The sequence below is a fragment of the Streptomyces sp. NPDC104581 genome (genome assembly GCF_055583685.1).
On the sequence record NZ_JBVJNN010000065.1, the window covers coordinates 1 to 21,754 of the forward strand.

Consider the following 21,754-nt stretch of genomic DNA (forward strand, 5'->3'; position numbering starts at 1 on the left):
CAACCTCTACGCCGAGATCGAACTCGACCCCGACACCGACGTCACCGGCTACGGCATCCACCCCGCACTCCTCGACGCCGCACTCCACACCCTCGGTGTGGACAGCGGTGCGGACAGCGGTGCGGACAGCGGTGCGGACAGCGGTGCGGACGGGCAGACAGAAGCCGAGATCGCGCTGCCCTTCTCCTGGGCCGGCGTCACTCTGCACGCGACCGGCGCCACCGCACTCCGCGTCCACATCGGCCGCGGTGACGCGCGGACGGTGGCTCTCAGCATCGCCGACCCGGTCGGCCAGCCGGTCGTCCATGTCGAAGCCCTGACGCTCCGGGCGATCGACCCGGCACAGCTCGCCGGCGCCGGCGCGGGCGCCAAGTCCACCGACGAGAACCGGCTGTTCACTGTCGAGTGGTCCCTTGCGGCCCAGCCCGTAGCCCCTGGTGAGGCGGTCGCCGCTCCCGCTGCCGAAGACGCTGCTCCGCAGCCGTACGCGCTTCTGCTGGCCGGGGTCGACGACGCTCCGCAGGGAGCGGAGGTGTACGCCCGGCTCGGTGACGACTCCGAGCTGCCGCTGCCCGAGCGGGTGCAGGCAGCGAGTGAGCAGGCCCTCGCCGCAATCCAGGGGTGGCTGACCGACGACAGCCGCACCGACTCGCATCTCGTGGTGCTCACCCGACACGCCGTCGCCGCCCAACCCGGGGAAGATCTCTCCGACCTCACCCACGCGCCTCTCTGGGGCCTCGTACGCAGCGCCCAGAGCGAACACCCGCACCGCATCACCCTCATCGACACCGACAACCACCCCGACAGCACCCACCGACTCCCCCACACCATCCACACCGCCACCACCACCGACGAACCCCAACTCGCCCTCCGCAACGGCAACATCCTCACTCCCCGCCTCACCCCCTTCCCCACACCCGAGCGGCTCTCGCCGCCCACGGACGCGCCCGCCTGGCGTCTGGGTGTCACGGGCGGAGGCACCGTCGAGGACATACGCCTGGTGGACTTCCCCGAGGCCGCGGCACCGCTGGCACCGGGACAGGTCAGGATCGCGCTGCGCGCCGCGGGGCTGAATTTCCGGGACGTCGTCGTGGCGCTCGGCATGGTGGCGGACGTGCGGTCACTCGGTGGAGAGGGCGCCGGTGTGGTGCTCGAAGTCGCGCCGGACGTCAGCCACCTCGCGGTGGGCGACCGGGTGATGGGGCTTCTCTCCGGTACCGGGCCGGTCACCATGACCGACGCCCGGCTGGTCACCCGTATGCCGGACGGCTGGAGCTTCGCCGAGGCGGCGACCCTCCCCATCGTCTATCTGACCGCCTACTACGGGCTCTCCGATCTGGCGGGAGTGCGGCGGGGCGAGCGTCTACTCCTGCACGCGGCGACGGGTGGCGTCGGACTGGCGACGCTGGAGCTGGCCGAACACTGGGGTCTCGAGGTGTTCACCACCGCGAGCCCGGCGAAGCAGCACGTGCTCCGTGACCGGGGCGTGCCCGACACCCATATCGCTTCCTCGCGCACGCTCGACTTCGAGGACCACTTCCGTGCCACGGCGGGGGCCACGGGCGTCGACATCGTCCTCAACTCGCTGGCCGGTGACTTCACCGATGCCTCGCTGCGCCTCCTCGGCGACGGCGGACGCTTCATCGAGATCGGCAAGACCGACATCCGGGACGCCGGGACCGTATCCGCGGAACACGACCACGACATCTTCTACCAGGCTTTCGACCTCGGGGACGCGGGACCCGACCGTATCCAGGAGATGCTTCAGGAGCTGCGCGAGCTGTTCATGAGCGGGGCGCTCAAGCCGCTGCCTGTCACTGCCTGGGACATTCACGACGCCCAGCAGGCCATCCGGTTCCTCAGTCAGGCCCGGCACATCGGCAAGGTGGTTCTCACCCTGCCGAGCGGGATCTCGCCCGAGGGGACGGTGCTGATCACCGGCGGCACCGGCGTACTAGGCGGGCACATCGCCAGGGAACTGGTCACCGGGCACGGCGCCAGGCACCTCCTGCTCGCCAGCCGCTCCGGTGCGGACGCCGCCGGCGCCACCGAGCTGCGGGCGGAGCTGGAGGCGCTCGGCGCCGAGGTGCGTGTGGAGTCCTGTGACGCGGCCGACCGGGACCGGCTCGCCGAGCTGCTGGCCACCGTTCCCGCCGAGCACCCGCTCAGCGCCGTCGTCCACGCCGCCGGTGTTCTCGACGACGCGACCGTCGAACGGCTCACTGCGGAGCAACTCGCCTTCGTCCGGCGTCCGAAGGTCGACGCGGCCTGGAATCTGCACGAGCTGACGGCGGGTTCCGACCTGGACGCCTTCGTCCTCTTCTCGTCGGCCGCCGCCGGGCTGGGCGCCCCCGGCCAGGCCAACTACGCGTCCGCCAACGCCTTCCTGGACGCACTCGCCGTCCACCGGCGGCGCCGGGGTCTGCCGGCGGGATCGCTCGGCTGGGGGTACTGGGCCGAGGCCAGCGGTATGACCGGTCACATGAGCGAGGCCGACACCGAACGCCTGGTGAGGGGCGGGGTGAGGCCGCTGCGTACGGACACGGCGCTCCGGCTCTTCTCCACCGCCCTGACCAGCGGCGCACCTTCGCTCCTGCCGATCGACCTGGACACCAAGCGGCTCAGCCCGGAGAGCGCCCCCGCGCTCCTGCGTGGTCTGGTCCGCCGAACGACGCGGCGGGTGGCCGCCGGTGCCGGTGGGGGTACGGTCGCGGGCCTGGCCGGCAGCCTCGCCGGGCTCTCCCCCGCCGCACAGCGGGAGCGGCTGCTCGAACTGGTCTCCCAGCATGTGGCCGCTGTCCTCGGCCACGCGAGCGGTGTGGACGCGGACCGCGCGTTCAAGGAGCTGGGCGTCGATTCGCTGACGGCCGTCGAGCTGCGCAACCGGCTCGGCGCGGCCACGGGTGTGCAGTTGCCGACCACGGTCGTCTTCGATCACCCGAGTCCCAAGGCACTGGCCCAGTACCTGCTCACTCAGCTCGTGGGCGCCGAGTCGACGGGCACCGCGCGTCCGGCCGCGTCGAGCGTTGCCGCCCAGGACGACGAGCCGATCGTGATCGTCGGCATGGCGTGCCGCTTCCCCGGCGATGTCTCTTCGCCGGAGGATCTGTGGCAGTTGCTCGCCGAAGGCGGCAGCGGGATCGGGGAGTTCCCGACCGATCGCGGCTGGGACATCGAACGGCTGCTGGACCCGGACCCCGATCATGCGGGGACGTCCACCACCCAGCGGGGTGGATTCCTGCACGACGCGGCCCAGTTCGACGCCGACCTCTTCCGGATCAGTCCGCGCGAGGCGCTGGCGACGGACCCGCAGCAGCGACTGCTGCTGGAGACGGCCTGGGAGACGTTCGAGAGGGCGGGCATCGACCCGACATCCCTCAAGGGGAGCGCGACCGGTGTCTTCGCCGGACTGACCTCGCAGGACTACTTCTCACGGCTGTCCAGCATTCCCGAGGACCTTGAGGGTTACCTGGGTTCGGGCAGCCTGGCCAGCATCGCGTCGGGCCGTATCGCCTACACGCTGGGCCTGGAGGGGCCGGCGGTGACCGTGGACACGGCGTGCTCGTCGTCGCTGGTGGCGCTGCACATGGCGGCCCAGTCGCTGCGGAACGGCGAGTGCGACCTCGCGCTGGCCGGCGGCGTCACCATCATGTCCACCCCGAACGCGTTCGTCGTCTTCAGCCGGCAGCGTGGACTGGCGCCGGACGGCCACTGCAAGCCGTTCGCGGCCGGTGCGGACGGCACCGGCTGGTCGGAAGGTGTCGGGCTGCTGCTCGTGGAACGCCTGTCGGACGCGGTGCGCAACGGGCACCAGGTGCTCGCGGTGGTCAAGGGTTCGGCCATGAACCAGGACGGCGCGTCCAACGGGCTCACGGCACCGAACGGGCCGTCGCAAGAACGGGTGATCCTTCAGGCGCTGGCAAATGCCGGACTCTCGGCGGCGGACGTCCAGGCAGTGGAGGCACATGGCACGGGTACGACGCTGGGTGACCCGATCGAGGCGCAGGCCATCCTGGCCACCTACGGTCAGGACCGGCCGGAGGGCGCCCCGCTGTGGCTGGGATCGCTGAAGTCGAACATCGGGCACACGCAGGCGGCTGCCGGTGTGGGCGGCGTGATCAAGATGGTCATGGCGATGCGGGAGGGCGTACTCCCGCGCACCCTGCACGTGGATGAGCCGACGCCGCATGTGGACTGGACGGCGGGGGCCGTTGAGCTGCTCAGGGAGAACACTCCGTGGGCGGTCGGGGAGGACCGGCCGAGGCGGGCCGGTGTGTCCTCGTTCGGCATGAGCGGTACGAACGCGCACGTCATCCTGGAGCAGGCACCGACAGCTGAAGTCACCGAGCCTCAAGCCCCCTCCGACCCTGAAACCGGGGCTGGAGTGGTGGTGTGGCCGGTGTCGGGTCACACGTCCGACGCGCTGGCCGCGCAGGCTTCCCGCTTGCACGCACACCTGACCGCGCATCCGGAAATCAATCCTGCTCAGGTGGCACACACCCTGACCAGGACCCGTGCGGCTCTTACTCACCGGGGTGCGGTGGTCGGCACCGAGCGGGTGGAGTTGCTGGAGGGGCTGGCGGCGCTGGCCGAGGGGGCTCCCAGTGCGCATGTGGTCAGCGGGGTGACACGGCCGCAGGGCAAAACGGTGTTCGTCTTCCCCGGACAGGGCGCCCAATGGCCCCTCATGACCGCCGACCTCCTCTCGACGGAACCCGTCTACGCCCAGTCCATCGAAGCCTGCGCGAGGGCCCTGGACCCGTATGTGGACTGGTCCTTGCGCGAGGTCCTGAACGACCCGACCGGTGAACTCCTGGAACGCGTGGACGTCGTCCAGCCCGCCCTGTTCGCCGTCATGGTGTCGCTGGCCCGGCTGTGGGAACACCACGGCACCCGACCCGACGCGGTCATCGGTCACTCACAGGGCGAGATCGCCGCCGCCCACATCGCCGGCGCCCTGACCCTGGACGAGGCCGCGAAGATCGTCGCCCTGCGGAGCAAAGCCCTCACCTCGCTCACCGGGCGGGGCACGATGGCCTCGGTCACGCTGCCCCACGAAGTCGTCGCGGAACAGATCGCCGGGTACGGGAGTCTGTCGGTCGCGGTCATCAACTCCCCGACGCATACGGTGATCTCCGGCACGACCGAGGACATCCACACCTACCTCGACCACTGCACCGCCGCCGGCGTGCAGACCCGGCTGCTGCCCGTCGACTACGCCTCCCACAGCCCCCACGTCGAAGCACTCAAAGAACAACTGCTCACCGTCCTGGCGGACATCACCCCCCAGGCCGCGAGCGTCCCGTTCCACTCCACCACCCACCCCACCCACGGGCCCACCGACACCACCACCCTGACCAGCACCTACTGGTACGACAACCTCCGCCAACCCGTCCACTTCCACACCACCCTCACCCACCTCAACAACACCGGCCACACCACCTACATCGAAACAAGCCCCCACCCCACCCTCACCACCCCCATCAACCAAACCAACGAAAACACCACCGACACCAACACCACCCCCCTCACCGTCACCGGCACCCTCCGACGCCACCAACACGGACCCACCCAATTCCGCCTCGCCCAAGCCACCCTCCACACCCACAACACACCCACCACCTGGCCCACCCCCACCACCCAACCCACCACCCTCCCCACCTACGCCTTCCAACACCACCACTACTGGCTCAACGACACACCCACACAAACAAACCTCACCACCGCCGGACTCACCCCCGCCAACCACCCACTCCTCGCCGCCACCATCGAACACCCCGACCACCACACCACCACCTTCACCGGCACACTCTCACTCCGCACCCACCCCTGGCTCACCGACCACACCGTCACCGGCACCGTCCTCCTCCCCGGCACCGCCTACATCGACCTCGCACTCCACGCCGGACACCACACCAACCACCCCCACCTCACCGAACTCACCCTCCAAACCCCCCTCACCATCCCCGAACACGAAACCGTCCAACTCCACATCTCCACCGGCCCCCAAGACCCCGACCCCGACACCACCCAGCACCACATCCCCCTCACCATCCACTCCCGCCAAGCCGACGACGAACCCTGGACCCTCCACGCCACAGGGCTGCTCTCGGACACCGGGGCAACGAGCGAACGTGCCGAGCCCGGCGCGTGGCCGCCCGTCAACACCACGGCGCTCAGTACCGACAGCCTCTACGACGACCTCGCCGCCCACGGCTACGGCTACGGCCCCGCCTTCCAAGGACTCACCGCCGCCTGGCGCGACGGCGACAACCTCTACGCCGAGATCGAACTCGACCCCGACACCGACGTCACCGGCTACGGCATCCACCCCGCACTCCTCGACGCCGCACTCCACACCCTCGCCCTCGGGGAGTCCGACGAGCAGCGTGTCCAGTTGCCGTTCTCGTGGTCCGGCGTAGAGCTGTTCTCCACCGGTGCGACCTCGGTGCGGGCACATATCACGCAGACGGATGCATCCTCTGTTTCTCTCGAACTCACTGATCCACAGGGTGCGTTGGTCGCACGCGTCGACGCGCTCACCATGCGTGCCATTGATACGGCGGAGTTGGCGGCGGCAGGTACCAGCACGCACAACCGGTTGTTCGCGGTCGAGTGGACACCCCTGACCAGTGGTTCCGTCGCCGATGCCGGCGACCACCAGACATGGACGATCCTCACCGCCGGAGCACCCACCACCGCCGTACCCGACACGCTCACACACCTCGCACTCGCACCGGCCAACCCCGACCTGCCCCTCCCCGAACAGATCCACCACGCCGCAACCCAGACCCTCCAGCACCTCCAGACCTGGCTCACCGACCCCACCCAGACCAACAACCACCTCGTAGTCCTCACCCACAACGCCATCACCACCCACCCCGGCGAAGCCCTCACCGACCTCACCCACGCACCCCTCTGGGGACTCATCCGCAGCGCCCAGAACGAACACCCCCACCGCATCACCCTCATCGACACCGACAACCACCCCCACAGCACCAAACACCTCACCAAGGCGATCAACACCGGTGAGCCCCAACTCGCCCTCCGCAACGGCGACATCCTCATCCCCCGCCTCACCCGCCACACCCCCACACCCGACAACACCCTCACCATCAACCCCCACGGCACCACCCTCATCACCGGCGGCACCGGGACCATCGGCACCCATATCGCACGGCATCTCGTCACCCAGCACGACGCCCGCCATCTCCTCCTGACCAGCAGGACCGGCCCGGAGACAGAGAAAGCGCAGGCCCTGCTACAGGAACTGACCGCGCTCGGGGCCGACGTCCGTATCACCGCCTGCGACGCCGCCGACCGCGAACAACTCACCGCACTCCTGGCCACCATCCCCGCCGAGCACCCCCTCACCGCCGTCTTCCACACCGCGGGCGTCCTCGACGACGCCACCGTCGACAACCTCACCCCCGAACAGTTCACGACCGTGATGGCACCCAAGGTCGACGCCGCCTGGAACCTCCACCAACTCACCGCCCACACAACCCTCGACGCGTTCGTCCTCTTCTCCTCCGCCGCCGCCACCCTCGGCGCCACCGGACAAGCCAACTACGCCACCGCCAACACCTTCCTCGACGCCCTCGCCCACCACCGCCACCACCACGGACAACCCACCACCTCACTCGCCTGGGGCTACTGGGCACAGCCGACCGGTATGACCGCCCATATGGACGATGCTCATGTGGCCAAGCTGAGGCGGTCCGGACTGGTGCCGATGACGAGTGAGACGGGTGTGGCCCTGTTCGACCTGGCGGCGGCCGCGGGCGAACCTCCGATGCTGCTGCCGGCGGAGCTGTCGCCCTCGCACGTCGATGCGGACAGCGTGCCTCCGTTGATGCGTGGCCTGGTGAGGCCTGCCAGGCGCGCCGCCGCCGGGAGCGCGCCGGGCGGGCCCGCCGGGCTGCTCGGCCGGCTGGCCGGCCTGGAGGCGCATGAGGCGCGGGAGGAATTGGTGAAGCTGGTCTCCGGTCATGTGAGCGCGGTTCTGGGACATGGTCCCGGGGCGTCGGCCTCACCGGACAAGGCGTTCAAGGATCTGGGCTTCGACTCGCTCACCGCGGTCGAGCTGCGGAACCGGCTGGCCGCGACGACGGGGCTGCGGCTGCCCGCCACGCTGGTCTTCGACCATCCGTCGCCGCAGGCGGTCGCGCTGCACCTCCATGAGGAGCTGTTCGCCGGTCGGCCGTCGGCCGGGGACGCCATGACGGTGGCGGTGCCGAGGAACCCGCTCGCCGAACTGGACCGCCTGGACGCGGCGTTGCTCGCCGGGACCGACGAGTCGGTCCTCGACAAGGTGGCGCTGCGGCTGACCGCGGTGCTGGCGAGGCTCAACGCGGACCGGAACGAGCGGGAGGCCGCCGCGCGGGAGGACACGACGTCCGACCGGCTCCAGGGGGCCTCCAGCGACGAGCTGTTCGACTTTATCGACAAGGACCTGGGAAGGAACTCGCATGCCTGATGAGGCGGAGCGCAAGAGGGTGGCTCTGGAGTACTGCCACCGTCTGAACGCCGGTGACGTGGATGGTGCCCTGGCGTTGTTCTCGCCGGAGATCCGGTACGAGGACCCTGTCGGGAGTGGCACGCTCACCGGCCTGACGGCGCTCCGGGAGCACTTGGCCCGCGCGGTCGCCTCCCGTGTGCTCGAAACGCCCGGGGTGCCGGTGGCGTCCCTGGACGGTGAGCACGTGCTGCTGCCGGCCACGGCCGAACTCGACGACGCGCGGCTGCCGGCGGGGAGCCGGCTGACCGTCTCGTTCATCGCCGTGCTGCGGGTGGGTGCCGATGGGCTGATCCGGGAGATGCGGCTGTTCTGGGGTCGTACGGATACGAGTGTCACGCCTGCCGCGTCGGCCGCCCAGGGGGTGCGGTGAGCACCCCCGCCACCCCCTCCCCCGTGCAGGAGCAGGAGGCCGTGCCGTCGTACGCGGCTCTCGCCGAGCCGACGGAGCCGGTCAGCAGACGGTGGACTCTGCTGCTGGTCCTGGCGAATCTCGGTGTGTGGATGGCCTTCATGGCGCCGCTCCAGGTGCTGTTGCCGGATCAGATCCAGGGCATCTCGCCGGATAACAAGAAGTCGCTGCTGGGGTGGGTGACGGGTGCGGGTGCGCTGGCGGTGTTGCTGACGACTCCGCTGGTGGGTGCGTTGTCCGACCGGACGACGGGCCGGCTGGGGCGGCGGCGGCCGTGGACGGTCGCGGGGGCGGTGCTGGGCGCCGTGGCCCTGGCGGCGCTGTCGCGGCAGGACACGATCGCCGGTGTCGTCGTGGCGTGGGTGTTCGCCCAGGTGGGGCTGAACATGATTCTGGCCACGCTGACGGCCGCTGTGCCGGACCGGGTGCCGGTGAGGCAGCGCGGGCTGGTGTCGGGGTGGGTGAATCTGCCGCAGGTGCTGGGCGCGGTGCTCGGTGTGGGGCTGGTGACCGCCGTGGTCCCCGGGCGTCCGGGTTATGTGGCGCTGGGGCTGGTGGTGGTGGGTCTGATGCTGCCGTTCGTCCTGTTCACGCCGGACGATCCGCTGCCGCCCGCCGCGCGTCCGCCGCTGGGGTCGCTGCTGCGCGGCATGTGGATCAGTCCGCGGCGTCATCCCGACTTCGGCTGGGCGTGGGCGAGCCGTTTCATCACTCAGCTCAGTGGCGCCGCGGCGTCGTTGTACCTGCTGTATTTCCTTCAGGACTCGGTGAAGGTGAAGGACGCCGACGAGGCGGTCCTCCAACTCACGGCGGTCACCACGCTGTTCCTGCTGATCACCATCGTGCTCGGTGGTTACTGGTCGGACAGGGTCGGGCGCAGGAAGGTGTTCGTGCTGGGCGCGGGCGCCGTCCTGGCGCTGGCCTCGGTGGTGATGGCGGTGTCACCGACCTGGCCGGCGGCGGTGTTGGCCGCGGCCATTCTGGGTGCCGGTTTCGGTGTGTATCTGGCGGTTCACTCGGCGCTGGTGACGGAGGTTCTGCCGTCGGCGACGGACCGGGGGAAGGACCTGGGGCTGGTGAACGTGGCCAATACGGCTCCGAATCTGCTGGCTCCGGCGATCGCCGGGCCCGTGGTGTCGCTGGCGGGCTATCCCGCGCTCTTCGCCCTGTCGGCGGTGCTGACGCTGGGTGGTAGCGCGCTGGTGCTGCGGATCCGTGCGGTGTCCTGACCCGGTGCCGGTGTCCTCAGCCGGTGCCGGTCCTTCTGGCCCGGTGCCGGTGTCCCGGCCGATGCCCCCGGCCTGTTGCTCCTGACACGGGTACGACTGTGGGGGCGGTCCCTGGTGGCCCCCCCCCACAGTCATGTCATGCCCCCGGTCAGGTCAGGGGCTTGGTGCCGGCCGCCATGATGTAGTCGACGGTCTCCAGTTCCCGCTTGAGCAGCTCGGGGTCCGCCCATGCCTTCTGGAGGACGCGGTAGTAGAGCTTGCTCACGGTGGGCTTGAACGCCGGGTCGGCGACCTTCTTGGTGATGTAGGCGCGCCAGGGCTCCCAGACCTTGGGCTGGATGGTCCTGACGTCGACCGTCTCGAAGCCGGTCTCGCTCAGCTTCTGGGCGTAGACGTCGCGGTCGTGCCAGTTGCGGTCGTCGACGGTCCACTTGAGCCAGCCCAGTGCGTGGGCCTTGAGGTTCTCTCGCGGGCCGGCGCCGGGCATGGGGACGATGTCGGCCGTGGCGATGACACCGCCGGGCTTGAGGACGCGGTAGGCCTCCTTGAAGAACTGGCTGCGCGGCTGGTAGTGCATGGCCGACTCCAGCGACACGACCCGGTCGAAGGTGTTGTCGGGGAACGGGATCTCCGTGGCGGAGGCGAGCTGGAAGTTGACCCGGTCGGTGACGCCTTCGCGCCGCGCCCGGTCGCTCGCCCACTCGACGTGCTTCGGCGTGATGTTGATGCCGAAGATCTGTCGGGGCTTACGGCTCCTGAGCCAGTAGAAGTCCTGGTCCCCGTAGCCGAATCCGCAGTCGAGGACGGTGTCGCCCTCCTTCATGCCGACGGTGTCGGCCAGCAGGCCGGCGAGGGCCTCCTGGGCGGCGTCGTACGTCTCGTTCCCGGTCTCCCAGTAGCCCTGGTTGAAGTAGGTGCTCTCCTCGGTCATGAGGTGCCCAGGGGGGTACATCTCGTAAATGCTCCGGACCTTCTTGGTCCAGTCGCTGGCCATTCGGAACTTGACGAGGCTGCCCAACATGCGGACGTCCTCGCGAAGCGATGCCTGCGGTCTTGCCATAATTTCGCTTTCCTCCTGACCAAGCAGGCCGCAGGGGTTGGCGATGGCCGTGCTGTCTCACCGCGGCGCGTGCTGACGGCCCTACTGTGCGGAATACGGACGACTCATTCTCAACAGAGCCGTCTAGCAACCCGCTAAAGAGAATCTGAATGCCGCGGAGCGCGTCTGATGTGGGTGAACGGTGAGTTAGGGGGGCTTTAGCCGGCGGCGACAGCATCGGCGTCCGGTATGTCATCCGCACGTGTGCGCGGGAGAATTGGAGACGGGATGGACAGTCCGAACATTCACATCCTGTCGGTCAGGACGGCCCTGCCCGGTCCTCCGGTCGACAACGTGGCGCTGGCGCACCGGCTGGGTGTCGGGGACAGCTGGGCCCGCTGGGCCGAGACGGGTGTGGGCATCCGCTCCCGTCATCTGGCCAGGGACCTGGAGTCGGGCGAGATCACCCACTCCCTGGCGGATCTCGGGGAGGCCGCGGCGCGGGAGGCGCTGGCGGCGGCCGGGCTGGACGCGCAGGACGTCGATCTGCTGGTGATGGGTACGAGCATGCCGGACATGCTGATGCCGGCGACCGTCAACATGATCGCGGACCGGCTGGGCGTCGACGGCGTGCCGTCGTACCAGGTGCAGTCGGGGTGCGCGGGGGTCGTGCAGGCGATGGAGATCGCCGTGCAGCGCCTGGCGGGCGGTTCGGCCCGTACGGCGCTGGTTCTGGGGGGCGACACCTGGGTCAAGCACTTCGATCCCAGTGGCGACATCAAGCATCTGTCGCCGGCCGAGCTGGTCGCGATGGCACTGGCGGGGGACGGCGCGGGCTGTGCGGTGCTGAGCGTGGAGCCGCGGCCGGGCTCGGCCGTGGTCCGGCGGGTGGGTACGCGGCTGGTCGGCGGGCTTCCCGCGGCGCAGACCGTGGAGTGGTTCGGTGCCCATGCCGGGACGGGGGCGCCGGCCGTGACCGACGACCGGGGCGCTGTGGAGTCGCGGGTGCCGGTGCTGGCGGCGGAGGCGTGGCGGGAGGTGCTGGACGAGGTCGGGTGGAAGGACTCCGATGTCGACGCGGTGCTTCCGCCGCAGCACTCCGGGCGTGTCACGGAGCGGGTGTGCGAGTTGCTGGGTGTGGCGGGGTCGAGTGTGACGAGCCGTGTCGAGGAGACGGGTAACAACGGGAACGGGCTTCTGCTGTTCCAGTTGGAGCGTGCGCTGGCGGGTCTGGGCGGTGGCGGCCGGGTCGTGGGTCTGACGGTCGAGGCCACCGAGTGGGTCAGGGGCGGGATCGCCGTGGAGGTGCTGTGAGCGGCGGGACCCACGCGGTGGTGCTGGGCGGCAGTGTCGCCGGTCTGCTGGCCGCGGCGGCTCTGGCGCCGTACGCGGGTTCGGTCACGGTCGTGGAGCGGGACGAGTATCCGGCCGGGGGGCCCGCGTCGCGTACGGGTGTGCCGCAGGCGGAGCACGCTCATGTGCTGTGGTCCGGTGGGGCGCGGGCGGTGGAGCGGCTGTTGCCGGGGGTGACCGAGCGGCTGGTGGCGGCGGGTGCGCGGCGGGTCGGGGTGCAGCGGGACATGCTGTTGATGTCGGCGGCCGGCTGGTGCGAGCGGTTCCCCGAGACGCAGTACATGCTCACGTGCAGCCGGGCGTTGCTGGAGTGGGTGCTGCGTGGTGATGTGCTCGCGCTGCCGAACGTGTCGGTGCTGGCGGGCACCGTGGCCTCGGGTCTGGCCGGTGACGCCGGAGCGGTGAGTGGTGTGCGGGTGCGGTCGCGGGACGGTGAGGGGGTCGGGGAACGGTTGCTGGCCGCCGATGTCGTGGTGGACGCGACGGGGCGTGGTTCGGGGCTGAGCGGCTGGCTGACGGGGTTCGGTCTGCCCGCGGCCGAGGAGGAGTCGGTGGACTCCGGGCTGACGTACACGACACGGGTCTTCCGGGCACCGGAGGGCGCCGCGGGTGTCTTCCCGGTGGTGAGTCTGTACGCGGACCACCGGGTGGCGAAACCGGCGCGCAACGGTCTGGTGGTGCCGATCGAGGGTGACCGGTGGATGGTGTCGCTGTCCGGCAGCCGGGGTGCGCGTCCGCCCGCCGACGCGGCGGGGTTCGCGGCGTTCGCCCGGAGTCTGCGGCATCCGCTGGTGGCGCGTATGGTCGCGGCGGCCGAGCCGCTGACGGAGCCGCGCAGTACGCGCAGTACGCGTAACCGGCGGCTGCGGTATGAGCGGATGCCGTCCTGGCCGGCGGGGCTGCTGGTGGTGGGGGACGCGCTGTCGGCGCTCAACCCGGCGTACGGGCACGGTATGACGGCGGCGGCGCGTGGCGCCGAGGTGTTGCGGGACGAGGTCGCGGCGCACGGGGTGCGGCCTGAGCGCGCGCGGGAGACGGTGGGGGCGATCAGCGCGGCGGTGGACGATCCGTGGCTGTGGGCGACGTCGCAGGACGTGCGGTTCCCCGAGTGCCGGATCGGTTCGTCGGACGGGGAGTTGGGGGCGCGGGCAGAGGCGCGGGCTCGGTTCGCTGATCTGCTCCAGGGGGCCGCGTCGCGGGATGCGGGGGTGAACGCGGCGATGACGGGGGTGATGTCGATGTCGGAGCCGCTGGCGGGTCTGGAGGACGCTGCGGTGCTCGACGCGGTGCGTGCCGCGGCGTCGTCGGGTGCGAAGCCGCTGCCGCAGCCCCGGCTGAGCGGGGCGGAGCTGGCGCTTCTGCGCGGGCCGGCGCGGGTCGCCGTCCGCTGACGCGGGGGGGCCGTACGGGTCGTACGGCCGCGAGTCGCGGAACGTGAGGGTGCCCCGGGTGTCGTGTGAGACGCCCGGGGCACCTTTCGTCGTCCGCCGGTTGTACGGGGCGGGGTCAGGCGGTGTCGCCGAACCAGCGGCGCAGAGCGGGCTCCAGGCCGTCGTTCCCGGTGTCGGCGGTCGCGGCCCAGGCGACGAAGCCGTCGGGGCGTACGAGCAGCGCGGTGGCGTCCACGGCGTCGGCCGGGCCCCGGGTCACGCTGTCGAGATGTCCTCGGCGGCCGGTGGTGTCGGGCAGGGCGGCGGCGCCGTCGGTGAGGTCGATCAGCACGCCGCGGCCGGCGCGCAGTGCCTCGGCGACGGCGGTGGCCTGTCCGTCGGGGTCCTTGACGAGCTGGTTGGGCAGGGGGCGGCCGAGCAGGGGGTGGGTGTCCTCCTTCTCGGCGCCGTCGAGGGCGTAGCGGACGTCGGTCACGGTGGTGATGAGGTGGTGGTTGACCTCGGGCAGTTTGACCAGGTCGGTGAAGAGCTGTCGCAGGACGTCGAGTTGCTGGCCCTGGCTGAGCAGCGCCATCTGCGACTGGGTGAAGACGCAGGCGCGGTGGCCGACCGGCCGCCGTTCCTCGTCGTAGGTGTCGAGGAGGCTGTCGGGGGCGCGTCCGTCGAGGACGGCGGCGAGCTTCCAGCCGAGGTTGGCGGCGTCGTGGAGGCCGGTGCTGAGGCCGTGGCCGGCGAACGCGACGTGCAGGTGTGCGGCATCACCGGCGACGAAGACGCGGCCCTGCCGGTAGTTCTCGGCCTCGCGGGTGGTGTTGGAGTAGCGGTGGAGCCACTGGACGTCGCCGACGACGGGGGTGCGTCCGGTGATCCGTTCGGTGCTGGCGATGACCTCGTCGACGCTGACGGGCTGGTCGTCGGGCGGCGGCTGGGTCGTCTCGTTGAACTCCAGCGTCATGATGCGTGAGGGGCCGCCCTCGTGCGGGGAGCGGATGACGGCGAACTGGCCGCCGGGGTAGTTGCCCGGGTGCCAGTCGCCCTCGATGGACTCGACGTCGGCGAGCAGGCCGTACCAGCGCGGGCCGCTCTCCTGGACGGGGAATCCGGCCAGTTCGAGGACGGTGCTGTGGCCGCCGTCGCAGCCGACGAGGAAGGCGCCGCGCAGGTCGTAGTCGCCGCTGTCGGCGCTCACCCGGACGGTGACGCCGTCGGCGTCCTGGGTGAGGCCGACGACGCTTTGCCCGCGCCGGATGTCGGCGCCGAGCCCGGTGGCGTGGGCTTCGAGCATCTCCTCGGTGTACTGCTGCGGCAGGAGGAGGGAGTACTCGTCCTCCATGTGCGGGGCGAGGTCGAGCCAGTAGCTGGCGAAGTGGAGCCGCGGCCACAGCGGGGGGTTCCCGGCGCGCAGGGTGTCCATGATGCCGCGCTGGTCGAACAGGTCGGCGGTGCGGGCGTGGAGGGTGCCGCCGACGGTGTGCTCGTTCGCCTTCGGGGAGCGTTCGAGGACGACGGCTTCCACCCCTGCCAGCCGCAGCTCGCTGGCGAGGAACAGGCCGACCGGGCCTGCTCCCGCTATGACGACGGTGCCAGTCAAAGGAATCTCCATTCGGGGTTCTTCCACGTGCCGCGGTGGGCGGTCAGCGTGCGGGATGTGCGGTCGCGGCGAGCCGGCCGTGCATGTGCAGGGCCAGACCGGCCGGAGTCGGGTGGTCGTAGACGACGACCGTGGGCATGGTCAGCTGGGTGGCGGCGTTGAGCCGTGTGCACAGCTGGAGTGCGGAGAAGGAGGAGAAGCCGATCTCGGCGAGGTTGTCCTCGGGGCCGACCTGGTCGGCGGAGTGGTGGCCGAGGATGTCCGCGGCGCAGTCGCGTACGAGATCGAGCAGGACGGCCTGTGCCTCTTCGTCGTCCGATGCGTCGGCGAGCCGGGCGCGCAGCCGCTCGCCCTCGGTGTCACGGTCGGCCCCGGCGGGGCCGGTGCCGTCGGGGGCGGTGGCGGTGCGCGCGCCGGGGATCTCCCGCAGGAGTGCGAGGGGGGCGTTGTGCGGTTCGGCGGTGAAGCGTTGCCAGTCGACGTCGGCGACGACGGTGGTGGCCGCGCCCCGGGCGGGGATGCGGCCGAGTACGTCCATGGCGGGTTTCAGCGCGAGGGGTCGCAGGCCGTACGGCGCGAGGTGCGGCTCCTCGGTGACCGGTCCGAACGCGAGGGTCGCGGCGGGGAGTCCGGCGGCCCGCCTGGCTTCGCCGACCGCTTCGAGGCGGGCGTGGAGCGGGGCCTGTGCGCCGGTGCCGGGCAGTCCGAGGGTGCCGGACAGGTCGGTGAGGACGACGAAGGCGGCGAGGTCCCGGTCTCGGGTGAGCCGGTCGAGCCGGCGGGCGGTGGCCAGGGCGGTGCGGGGGTCGGTGTGGGCGGCGCCGGTGGTGTGGATCACGGCGGTGACCGGGGTGTCCGCCAGCAGGGCGGCGAGCCCGTCGCGGTCGGTGTCCGGTCCGGCGTCGATGTCGGTGCGGGCGGGGTCGTACGGCCACAGGGTGATGCCGACTCCCGTCTCCGCCAGTCCGGTTGGCGCCTCGGACCCGAGGAGGACGAGGTGTTCGGCGCCGTGTGCGGCGAGCCATCGGGCGGCGTGCGCGCCGTAGGGGGTGTCGGCGCCGGTGACGAGCACCGCTCCGCCGGGCTGCCAGAGGTCGCCCTGGTCCACCGGCAGTGGGCTCAGTCTGCGGGCGAGCAGTCCGGCGGGCCGCAGGGCGATCTGGTCCCCGGTGCTGCCGCGCAGGAGGGCTGCGAGCCGGCGCCCGGCGTCGTCGTCGAGTGTGTCGGGCAGATCGATCAGGCCCCCGGACCAGGTGGGGAGTTCGGCGGCGGCGGTCTGCAACACGGCCCAGACCGGGGCCTGTTCGGGGCGGATGCCGTCCGACGCCTCGGCGGCGACGGCGCCGCGGGTGAGACCCCAGACCGGGAGGGGGTGGGCCGCCGCCGCGACGCCTTGGACGAGAGCGGCGGTGAGGGCGGTACCGACGGAGACCGCCGGGTGGTCGGGGTGCGGGCGCTCGTCCAGGGCGAGCAGGGACAGTACGCCGGTGAAGGGTGTGCCGTCCGGGGCGCCGGCGGCCAGCTGGGCGCGCAGGAGTTCGGCGGGTGAGGGTTCGCCGTCCGGGTCGGCGACGAAGGCGACGACCCGGTGACCGTGGTCGGTGAGCGCACCGGTGACGCGGGTGAGGACGTCGGCGCCGTCACCGGTGGCGGTGGCGAGCGCCGAGGGCAGTACGGCGAGCCAGTTGCCGGGTCCGGAGTGGGCTCCGGTCTGCGGCGCGGGGTCGGGGACCGGGTCCCAGCGCAGCCGGTAGCGGCCGTCCTGGGCGCGCCGCCAGCCGGTGAGGGCGGGGAGCAGCGCGGCGAGCGCGGCCCGCTGCTCGTCGTCGGCGTGCACGGTGGCGGCGAGCCGGTCGAGGTCTCCGGTGTCGACGGCCGACCAGAAGGGGGTGTCGCCGGCGGAGACGGTGCGGGGCTTGGGTCCCGGCGGCGGGTCGACCCACAGCCGGCGGCTCTGGAAGGCGTAGGTGGGCAGGGGTACGAGGGCGCCGCCCGGGGGGCGGTCGTCGGCGCCGTCGTGGGCCGTGGCGGCGCCGCCCACGTGCAGCCGGGCCAGGGCGGTCACGAAGGTCATGGCTTCGGGCTCGCCGGGCCGCAGGGCGGCGGCGAGGACGGTGGCGTCGGGGCTCGGTGCGGCGCCGCTGGTCAGACAGTCGTGGGTGAGTCCGGTGAGGGTGCCGTCGGGGCCGAGTTCGAGGAAGAACCGTACGTCCTGCTGGGCGAGATGGGCGATGGAGTCGGCGAACCGTACGGTGTGCCGGACGTGATCGGCCCAGTAGCGCGGGGTGGCGGCCTCCTCGGTGCTGAGGGCCTTCCCGGTGAGGTTGGAGACGACGGGGATGGTGGCGGGGCGGAACGTCAGACCGGAGACGATCTCGGTCAGCTCGTCCAGCATCGGTTCCAGCAGCGGTGAGTGGAACGCGTGGCTGACGCGCAGCCGTTTGGTGCTGTGGCCCCAGACCTCCCAGAAGGCGGTGATCTCCTCGACGGCGTCGCGCTCCCCCGAGATCACGGTGGAGTCGGGGCTGTTGACGGACGCGATGCCGACCTGGTGCGCCCGTTCGGTGATCATGGGCAGGATCTGGTCCTCGGCGACCTGGAGGGCCGCCATGGCGCCGCCCTCGGGCAGGGCCTGCATGAGCCGCCCGCGGGCGGCGACGAAGGCGCAGGCGTCGGGGAGGTCCAGCATGCCGGAGACATGGACGGCCGTCAGTTCGCCCAGTGAGTGCCCGACGAGGTGGTCGGGGCGGACGCCGAAGGACTCGGCCAGCCGGTAGAGCGCCACTTCCAGGGCGAAGAGGGCGGGTTGGGTGTACTGCGTACGGTCCAGGAGTGCGGCCGCCTCGTCGCCCGCGGGGGTGTCCGCCTCGGCGAGTACGAGGTCGCGCAGCGGCCGGTCCAGGTGCGGGTCGAGTGCGGCGCAGACGGTGTCGAACGCTTCGGCGAAGACCGGGAACCGGGCGTACAGCTCGCGGCCCATGCCCGGACGCTGCGAGCCCTGACCGGTGAACAGGACGGCGAGTCGTCCGGCGGCGACGCGTCCGCTCACGGCGGCCGGTGACCCGTCGGCCAGGCTCCGCAGGGCGGTGAGGACGTCGTCGCGGGTCTCGCCGATGGCGGCGCCGCGGTGGTCGAGTGCGGCGCGTGCCGTGGCGAGTGTGTGCGCGACGTCCGGCAGGCCGAGTTCGGGGTGGTCCGTCAGATGGCGGTGGGTGCGGTCGGCCTGGGCGCGCAGGGCGGCGGAGGAGTGTCCGGAGAGCCGCAGTGCCACGGGGCCGGCCGGGCGCTCCGTGGCGGGGGGCGGCTCCGTGGCGGGGGGCGGCTCCTCAATGACGACGTGCGCGTTGGTGCCGCTCATGCCGAAGGAGGAGATCCCGGCCCGGCGGGGCTGTTCGCCGCCGGACGGCCAGGGGGTGTTCTCGGTGAGGAGTTCCACGGACCCGGCCGACCAGTCCACGTGCGGGGTGGGCGCGTCGATGTGGAGGCTGCGGGGCAGTTCGCCGTGCCGCATCGAGAGGATCATCTTCATCAGGCCCGCCGCACCGGCGGCGGCCTGGGTGTGGCCGAGGTTGGACTTGACGGAGCCGAGCCGCAACGGCTGTCCGTCCGGGCGCCCCTGGCCGTAGGTGGCGAGGATGGCCTGGGCTTCGATGGGGTCGCCGAGGGTGGTGCCCGTGCCGTGGGCCTCGACGACGTCGACGTCGGCCGCCGACAGGCCGGCGTGGGAGAGGGCCTGGCGGATGACGCGCTGCTGGGATGGCCCGTTCGGGGCGGTGAGCCCGTTGGAGGCGCCGTCCTGGTTGACGGCCGAGCCGCGCAGCACGGCGAGGATCTGGTGTCCGTTGCGGCGGGCGTCGCTGAGCCGTTCCACCAGGAGCAGCGCGGAGCCCTCGGCCCAGCCGGTGCCGTCGGCGGCGGCGGCGAACGGCTTGCAGCGGCCGTTGGGCGCGAGCCCCCGCTGCCTGCTGAACTCGACGAAGATGCCGGGTCCGCACATGACGGTGGCGCCGCCGGCCAGCGCGAGGGAGCACTCCCCGTTGCGCAGGGCCTGCGCGGCGAGGTGGAGGGCCACCAGGGAGGAGGAGCAGGCGGTGTCGACGGTGACGGCAGGGCCTTCGAGGCCGAAGGAGTAGGCGACGCGGCCGGAGGCGATGCTCGGCGCGCTGCCGATGCTGATGTGTCCTTCGTAACCTTCGAGTGCCTTGCCGACCTGGGTGGCGTAGTCGCTGTACATGACGCCGGCGAAGGTGCCGGTGTCGGTTCCGCGCAGGGAGAGGGGGTCGATGCCCGCGTTCTCGAAGGTCTCCCAGGCGGTCTCCAGCAGCAGCCGGTGTTGTGGGTCGGTGGCCGCGGCCTCCCGGGGTGTCATGTCGAACGCCTCGGGGTCGAAGTGGGCGGCGTCGTAGAGGAATCCGCCCTCCTTCACGTAGGTGTGGCCGGGCCGTTCGGGGTCGGGGTCGTAGAGCCCCTCGACGTCCCAGCCCCGATCGCGGGGGAAGCGGGAGACGGCGTCGCCGCCGGTGGAGACCAGCCGCCACAGGTCCTCGGGGGACCGGACGCCGCCGGGGAAGCGACAGCCCATTCCGATGATCGCGACGGGCTCGTGGCGTCCGGCTTCGGCGTCGGCGAGCCGTCGGCGTGTCTCGTGCAGGTCGGCGGTTACCCACTTGAGGTAATCCAGGAGCTTTTCCTCGTTGGCCATCCCGCTGGTCTCCTCAGCTCCTCGGCACGTCGTACGTGAGCAGTCATGCTCATCAGCGCCCCTAAAGGCCCACTAGGTCCTGTCTTGCCGGGCGGGGCGGGTGCTTCGGGGCGCGCGTGATCCGCGTCCGGCCTCGGCGGCGGGACGCGGATCACGCGTGGGCGGAATGTCAGGCGCCGGTGGCGACCGGCAGATAGCGGGGGCCGATGAGCCGCAGGTTGTCGTGCCACTCCATGCCCGGCAGGACTTTGAGGTTCGGGAAGTGGCGGTACAGCCCTTCGAGGGCGATACGGATCTCCAGCCGGGCCAGCGCGGCACCGAGGCAGAAGTGGACACCGCGGCTGAACCCGATGTGCGGGTTGGGGTCGCGGCGGATGTCGAACTTCTGGGGGTCGGTGAACCGGCGCTCGTCGTGGTTGGCGGAGAGCATCCACGCCACGACGATCTGCCCCGCGGGGATCGTCTCCCCGCCCAGCTCCACCTCGCGTGTGGTGACCCGGAAGGCCTGGCTGAGCGGCGGGTAGTAGCGGACGGTCTCCTCGATCGCGCCGGGCAGCAGGGTGGGGTCCGCGCGCAGCGCCTCGCCCTGGTCGGGGTTGTCGTGCAGGGCCAGTACGGCGCTGGCGATGACGGAGGTGGCGGTGACGTGTCCGGCCATCAGGAGCAGGCCGGCGAAGTTGGCGATCTCCTCCTCGTCCAGCCGGTCACCGTCGAGTTCGGCCTGGGTGAGCTGGCTGAGGAGGTCGTCGCCGGGGTTCTTGCGGCGGGCCCTGGCGTGCTCGCTGAAGTACTCGGTCTGTTCGCGCAGGGCGTCCATGACCTTCTCGTCCTTCAGGACGTCGGTCACCGCGCTCGTCGTGGAGGCGCGCGCCTGGGCCCACTTGTGGAACAGGGCGCGGTCCTCGGCCGGTACGCCGAGGAGTTCGGCGATGGTGATGACGGGCAGTGTGTAGGCGAAGTCGGCGATGAGGTCGAACTCGCCGCGGCCCGCGAGACCGGTGAGGAGTTCCTCGGTGACGGTCTCCATCCGGGCGCCGAGCTCCTGGACGGTGCGCGGGGTGAATGCCTGGCCGACGAGGGCGCGGGCCTGGTTGTGCTCCGGCGGGTCCATGAATCCGAGGTTGCCGCGGTTGACGGTGCCCAGGGGCATCACGCGGTCGAGCTGGGCGGAGAACGTCGAGGCGTCGGTGAGCACTTGCACGGCCTCGTCGTAGCGCACGACCTGCCACGTCTTCGTGTTGTCGTCGAAGACGACGCTCTTGAAGGCCCGCGCCATCGCGAGCTGGCCCATCAGAGCCGCGACGGGACCGGGCGACTCGGCTCCCGGTGTGCCAGGGGTGGTTTCTTCTGCCATCTTCTCACTCCGTACCGGATTTACAACGCGACGGCGGGGAGCGACGGTTGACGAATTCCCCCGTCGCCGAAGCCCGGACCGTTCGCAGCATAAGTCGCGGAACGAACAGGCAGACAGTCCCGAAACGCTTGGGGAGCGCCGATGTTAACGGTGTGCAAGCGTGGC

8 protein-coding genes and 1 pseudogene are annotated in these 21,754 nt (G+C 71.3%); 5 read left to right on the forward strand and 4 right to left on the reverse strand.

All coding sequences use genetic code 11. The features are described 5' to 3' along the window. From ACZ61E_RS31110 to ACZ61E_RS31120, 3 genes are all read left to right on the forward strand, one after another. Positions 1-8,479, forward strand: an 8,479-nt coding sequence (locus ACZ61E_RS31110; RefSeq protein ID WP_469703610.1) for an SDR family NAD(P)-dependent oxidoreductase, incomplete at its 5' end; no start/stop codon positions are given. Continuing rightward, positions 8,472-8,891: a nuclear transport factor 2 family protein gene (locus tag ACZ61E_RS31115; protein WP_469703611.1), complete on the forward strand. Its 420-nt coding sequence runs from the start codon at positions 8,472-8,474 to the stop codon at positions 8,889-8,891. The genes ACZ61E_RS31110 and ACZ61E_RS31115, both read left to right, overlap by 8 nt. After that, positions 8,888-10,159: an MFS transporter gene (locus tag ACZ61E_RS31120; RefSeq protein WP_469703613.1), complete on the forward strand. Its 1,272-nt coding sequence runs from the start codon at positions 8,888-8,890 to the stop codon at positions 10,157-10,159. Before ACZ61E_RS31115 ends, ACZ61E_RS31120 begins: the two co-directional genes overlap by 4 nt. Before the next feature lie 148 nt (positions 10,160-10,307). On the opposite strand, the gene ACZ61E_RS31125 is transcribed toward ACZ61E_RS31120, so the two are convergent. Next, positions 10,308-11,180 carry an SAM-dependent methyltransferase gene (locus tag ACZ61E_RS31125; RefSeq protein ID WP_469703615.1) on the reverse strand — a complete coding sequence of 291 codons (873 nt, stop codon included), beginning with the start codon at positions 11,178-11,180 and terminating at the stop codon, positions 10,308-10,310. 306 nt (positions 11,181-11,486) lie between these two features. On the opposite strand from ACZ61E_RS31125, the gene ACZ61E_RS31130 reads away from it, so the two are divergent. Next, positions 11,487-12,512 carry a thiolase family protein gene (locus ACZ61E_RS31130; protein WP_469703616.1) on the forward strand — a complete coding sequence of 342 codons (1,026 nt, stop codon included), beginning with the start codon at positions 11,487-11,489 and terminating at the stop codon, positions 12,510-12,512. Beyond that, positions 12,509-13,942: an FAD-dependent oxidoreductase gene (locus ACZ61E_RS31135; RefSeq protein WP_469703617.1), complete on the forward strand. Its 1,434-nt coding sequence runs from the start codon at positions 12,509-12,511 to the stop codon at positions 13,940-13,942. Before ACZ61E_RS31130 ends, ACZ61E_RS31135 begins: the two co-directional genes overlap by 4 nt. Positions 13,943-14,057: 115 nt before the next feature. On the opposite strand, the gene ACZ61E_RS31140 is transcribed toward ACZ61E_RS31135, so the two are convergent. The 3 genes and pseudogenes from ACZ61E_RS31140 to ACZ61E_RS31150 form a co-directional block, all read right to left on the reverse strand. Further along, on the reverse strand, positions 14,058-15,533 hold the full coding sequence (locus ACZ61E_RS31140; protein WP_469703619.1) for an FAD-dependent monooxygenase: 1,476 nt from the start codon (positions 15,531-15,533) through the stop codon (positions 14,058-14,060). A gap of 97 nt (positions 15,534-15,630) precedes the next feature. Beyond that, positions 15,631-20,235, reverse strand: a pseudogene (locus ACZ61E_RS31145) (type I polyketide synthase); the annotation flags it as partial. A 169-nt stretch (positions 20,236-20,404) separates the two neighbouring features. Beyond that, positions 20,405-21,589, reverse strand: a complete 1,185-nt coding sequence (locus tag ACZ61E_RS31150; RefSeq protein WP_469703621.1) for a cytochrome P450 — start codon at positions 21,587-21,589, stop codon at positions 20,405-20,407. Positions 21,590-21,754: the final 165 nt, after the last annotated feature.

Excerpts from the sequence above, each read along its gene's own strand:
- ACZ61E_RS31130 (WP_469703616.1), top strand. The coding sequence starts at position 11,487 with ATGGACAGTCCGAACATTCACATCCTGTCGGTCAGGACGGCCCTGCCC.
- ACZ61E_RS31115 (WP_469703611.1), top strand. The coding sequence starts at position 8,472 with ATGCCTGATGAGGCGGAGCGCAAGAGGGTGGCTCTGGAGTACTGCCAC.
- ACZ61E_RS31125 (WP_469703615.1), bottom strand. The coding sequence starts at position 11,180 with ATGTTGGGCAGCCTCGTCAAGTTCCGAATGGCCAGCGACTGGACCAAG.
- ACZ61E_RS31150 (WP_469703621.1), bottom strand. The coding sequence starts at position 21,589 with ATGGCAGAAGAAACCACCCCTGGCACACCGGGAGCCGAGTCGCCCGGT.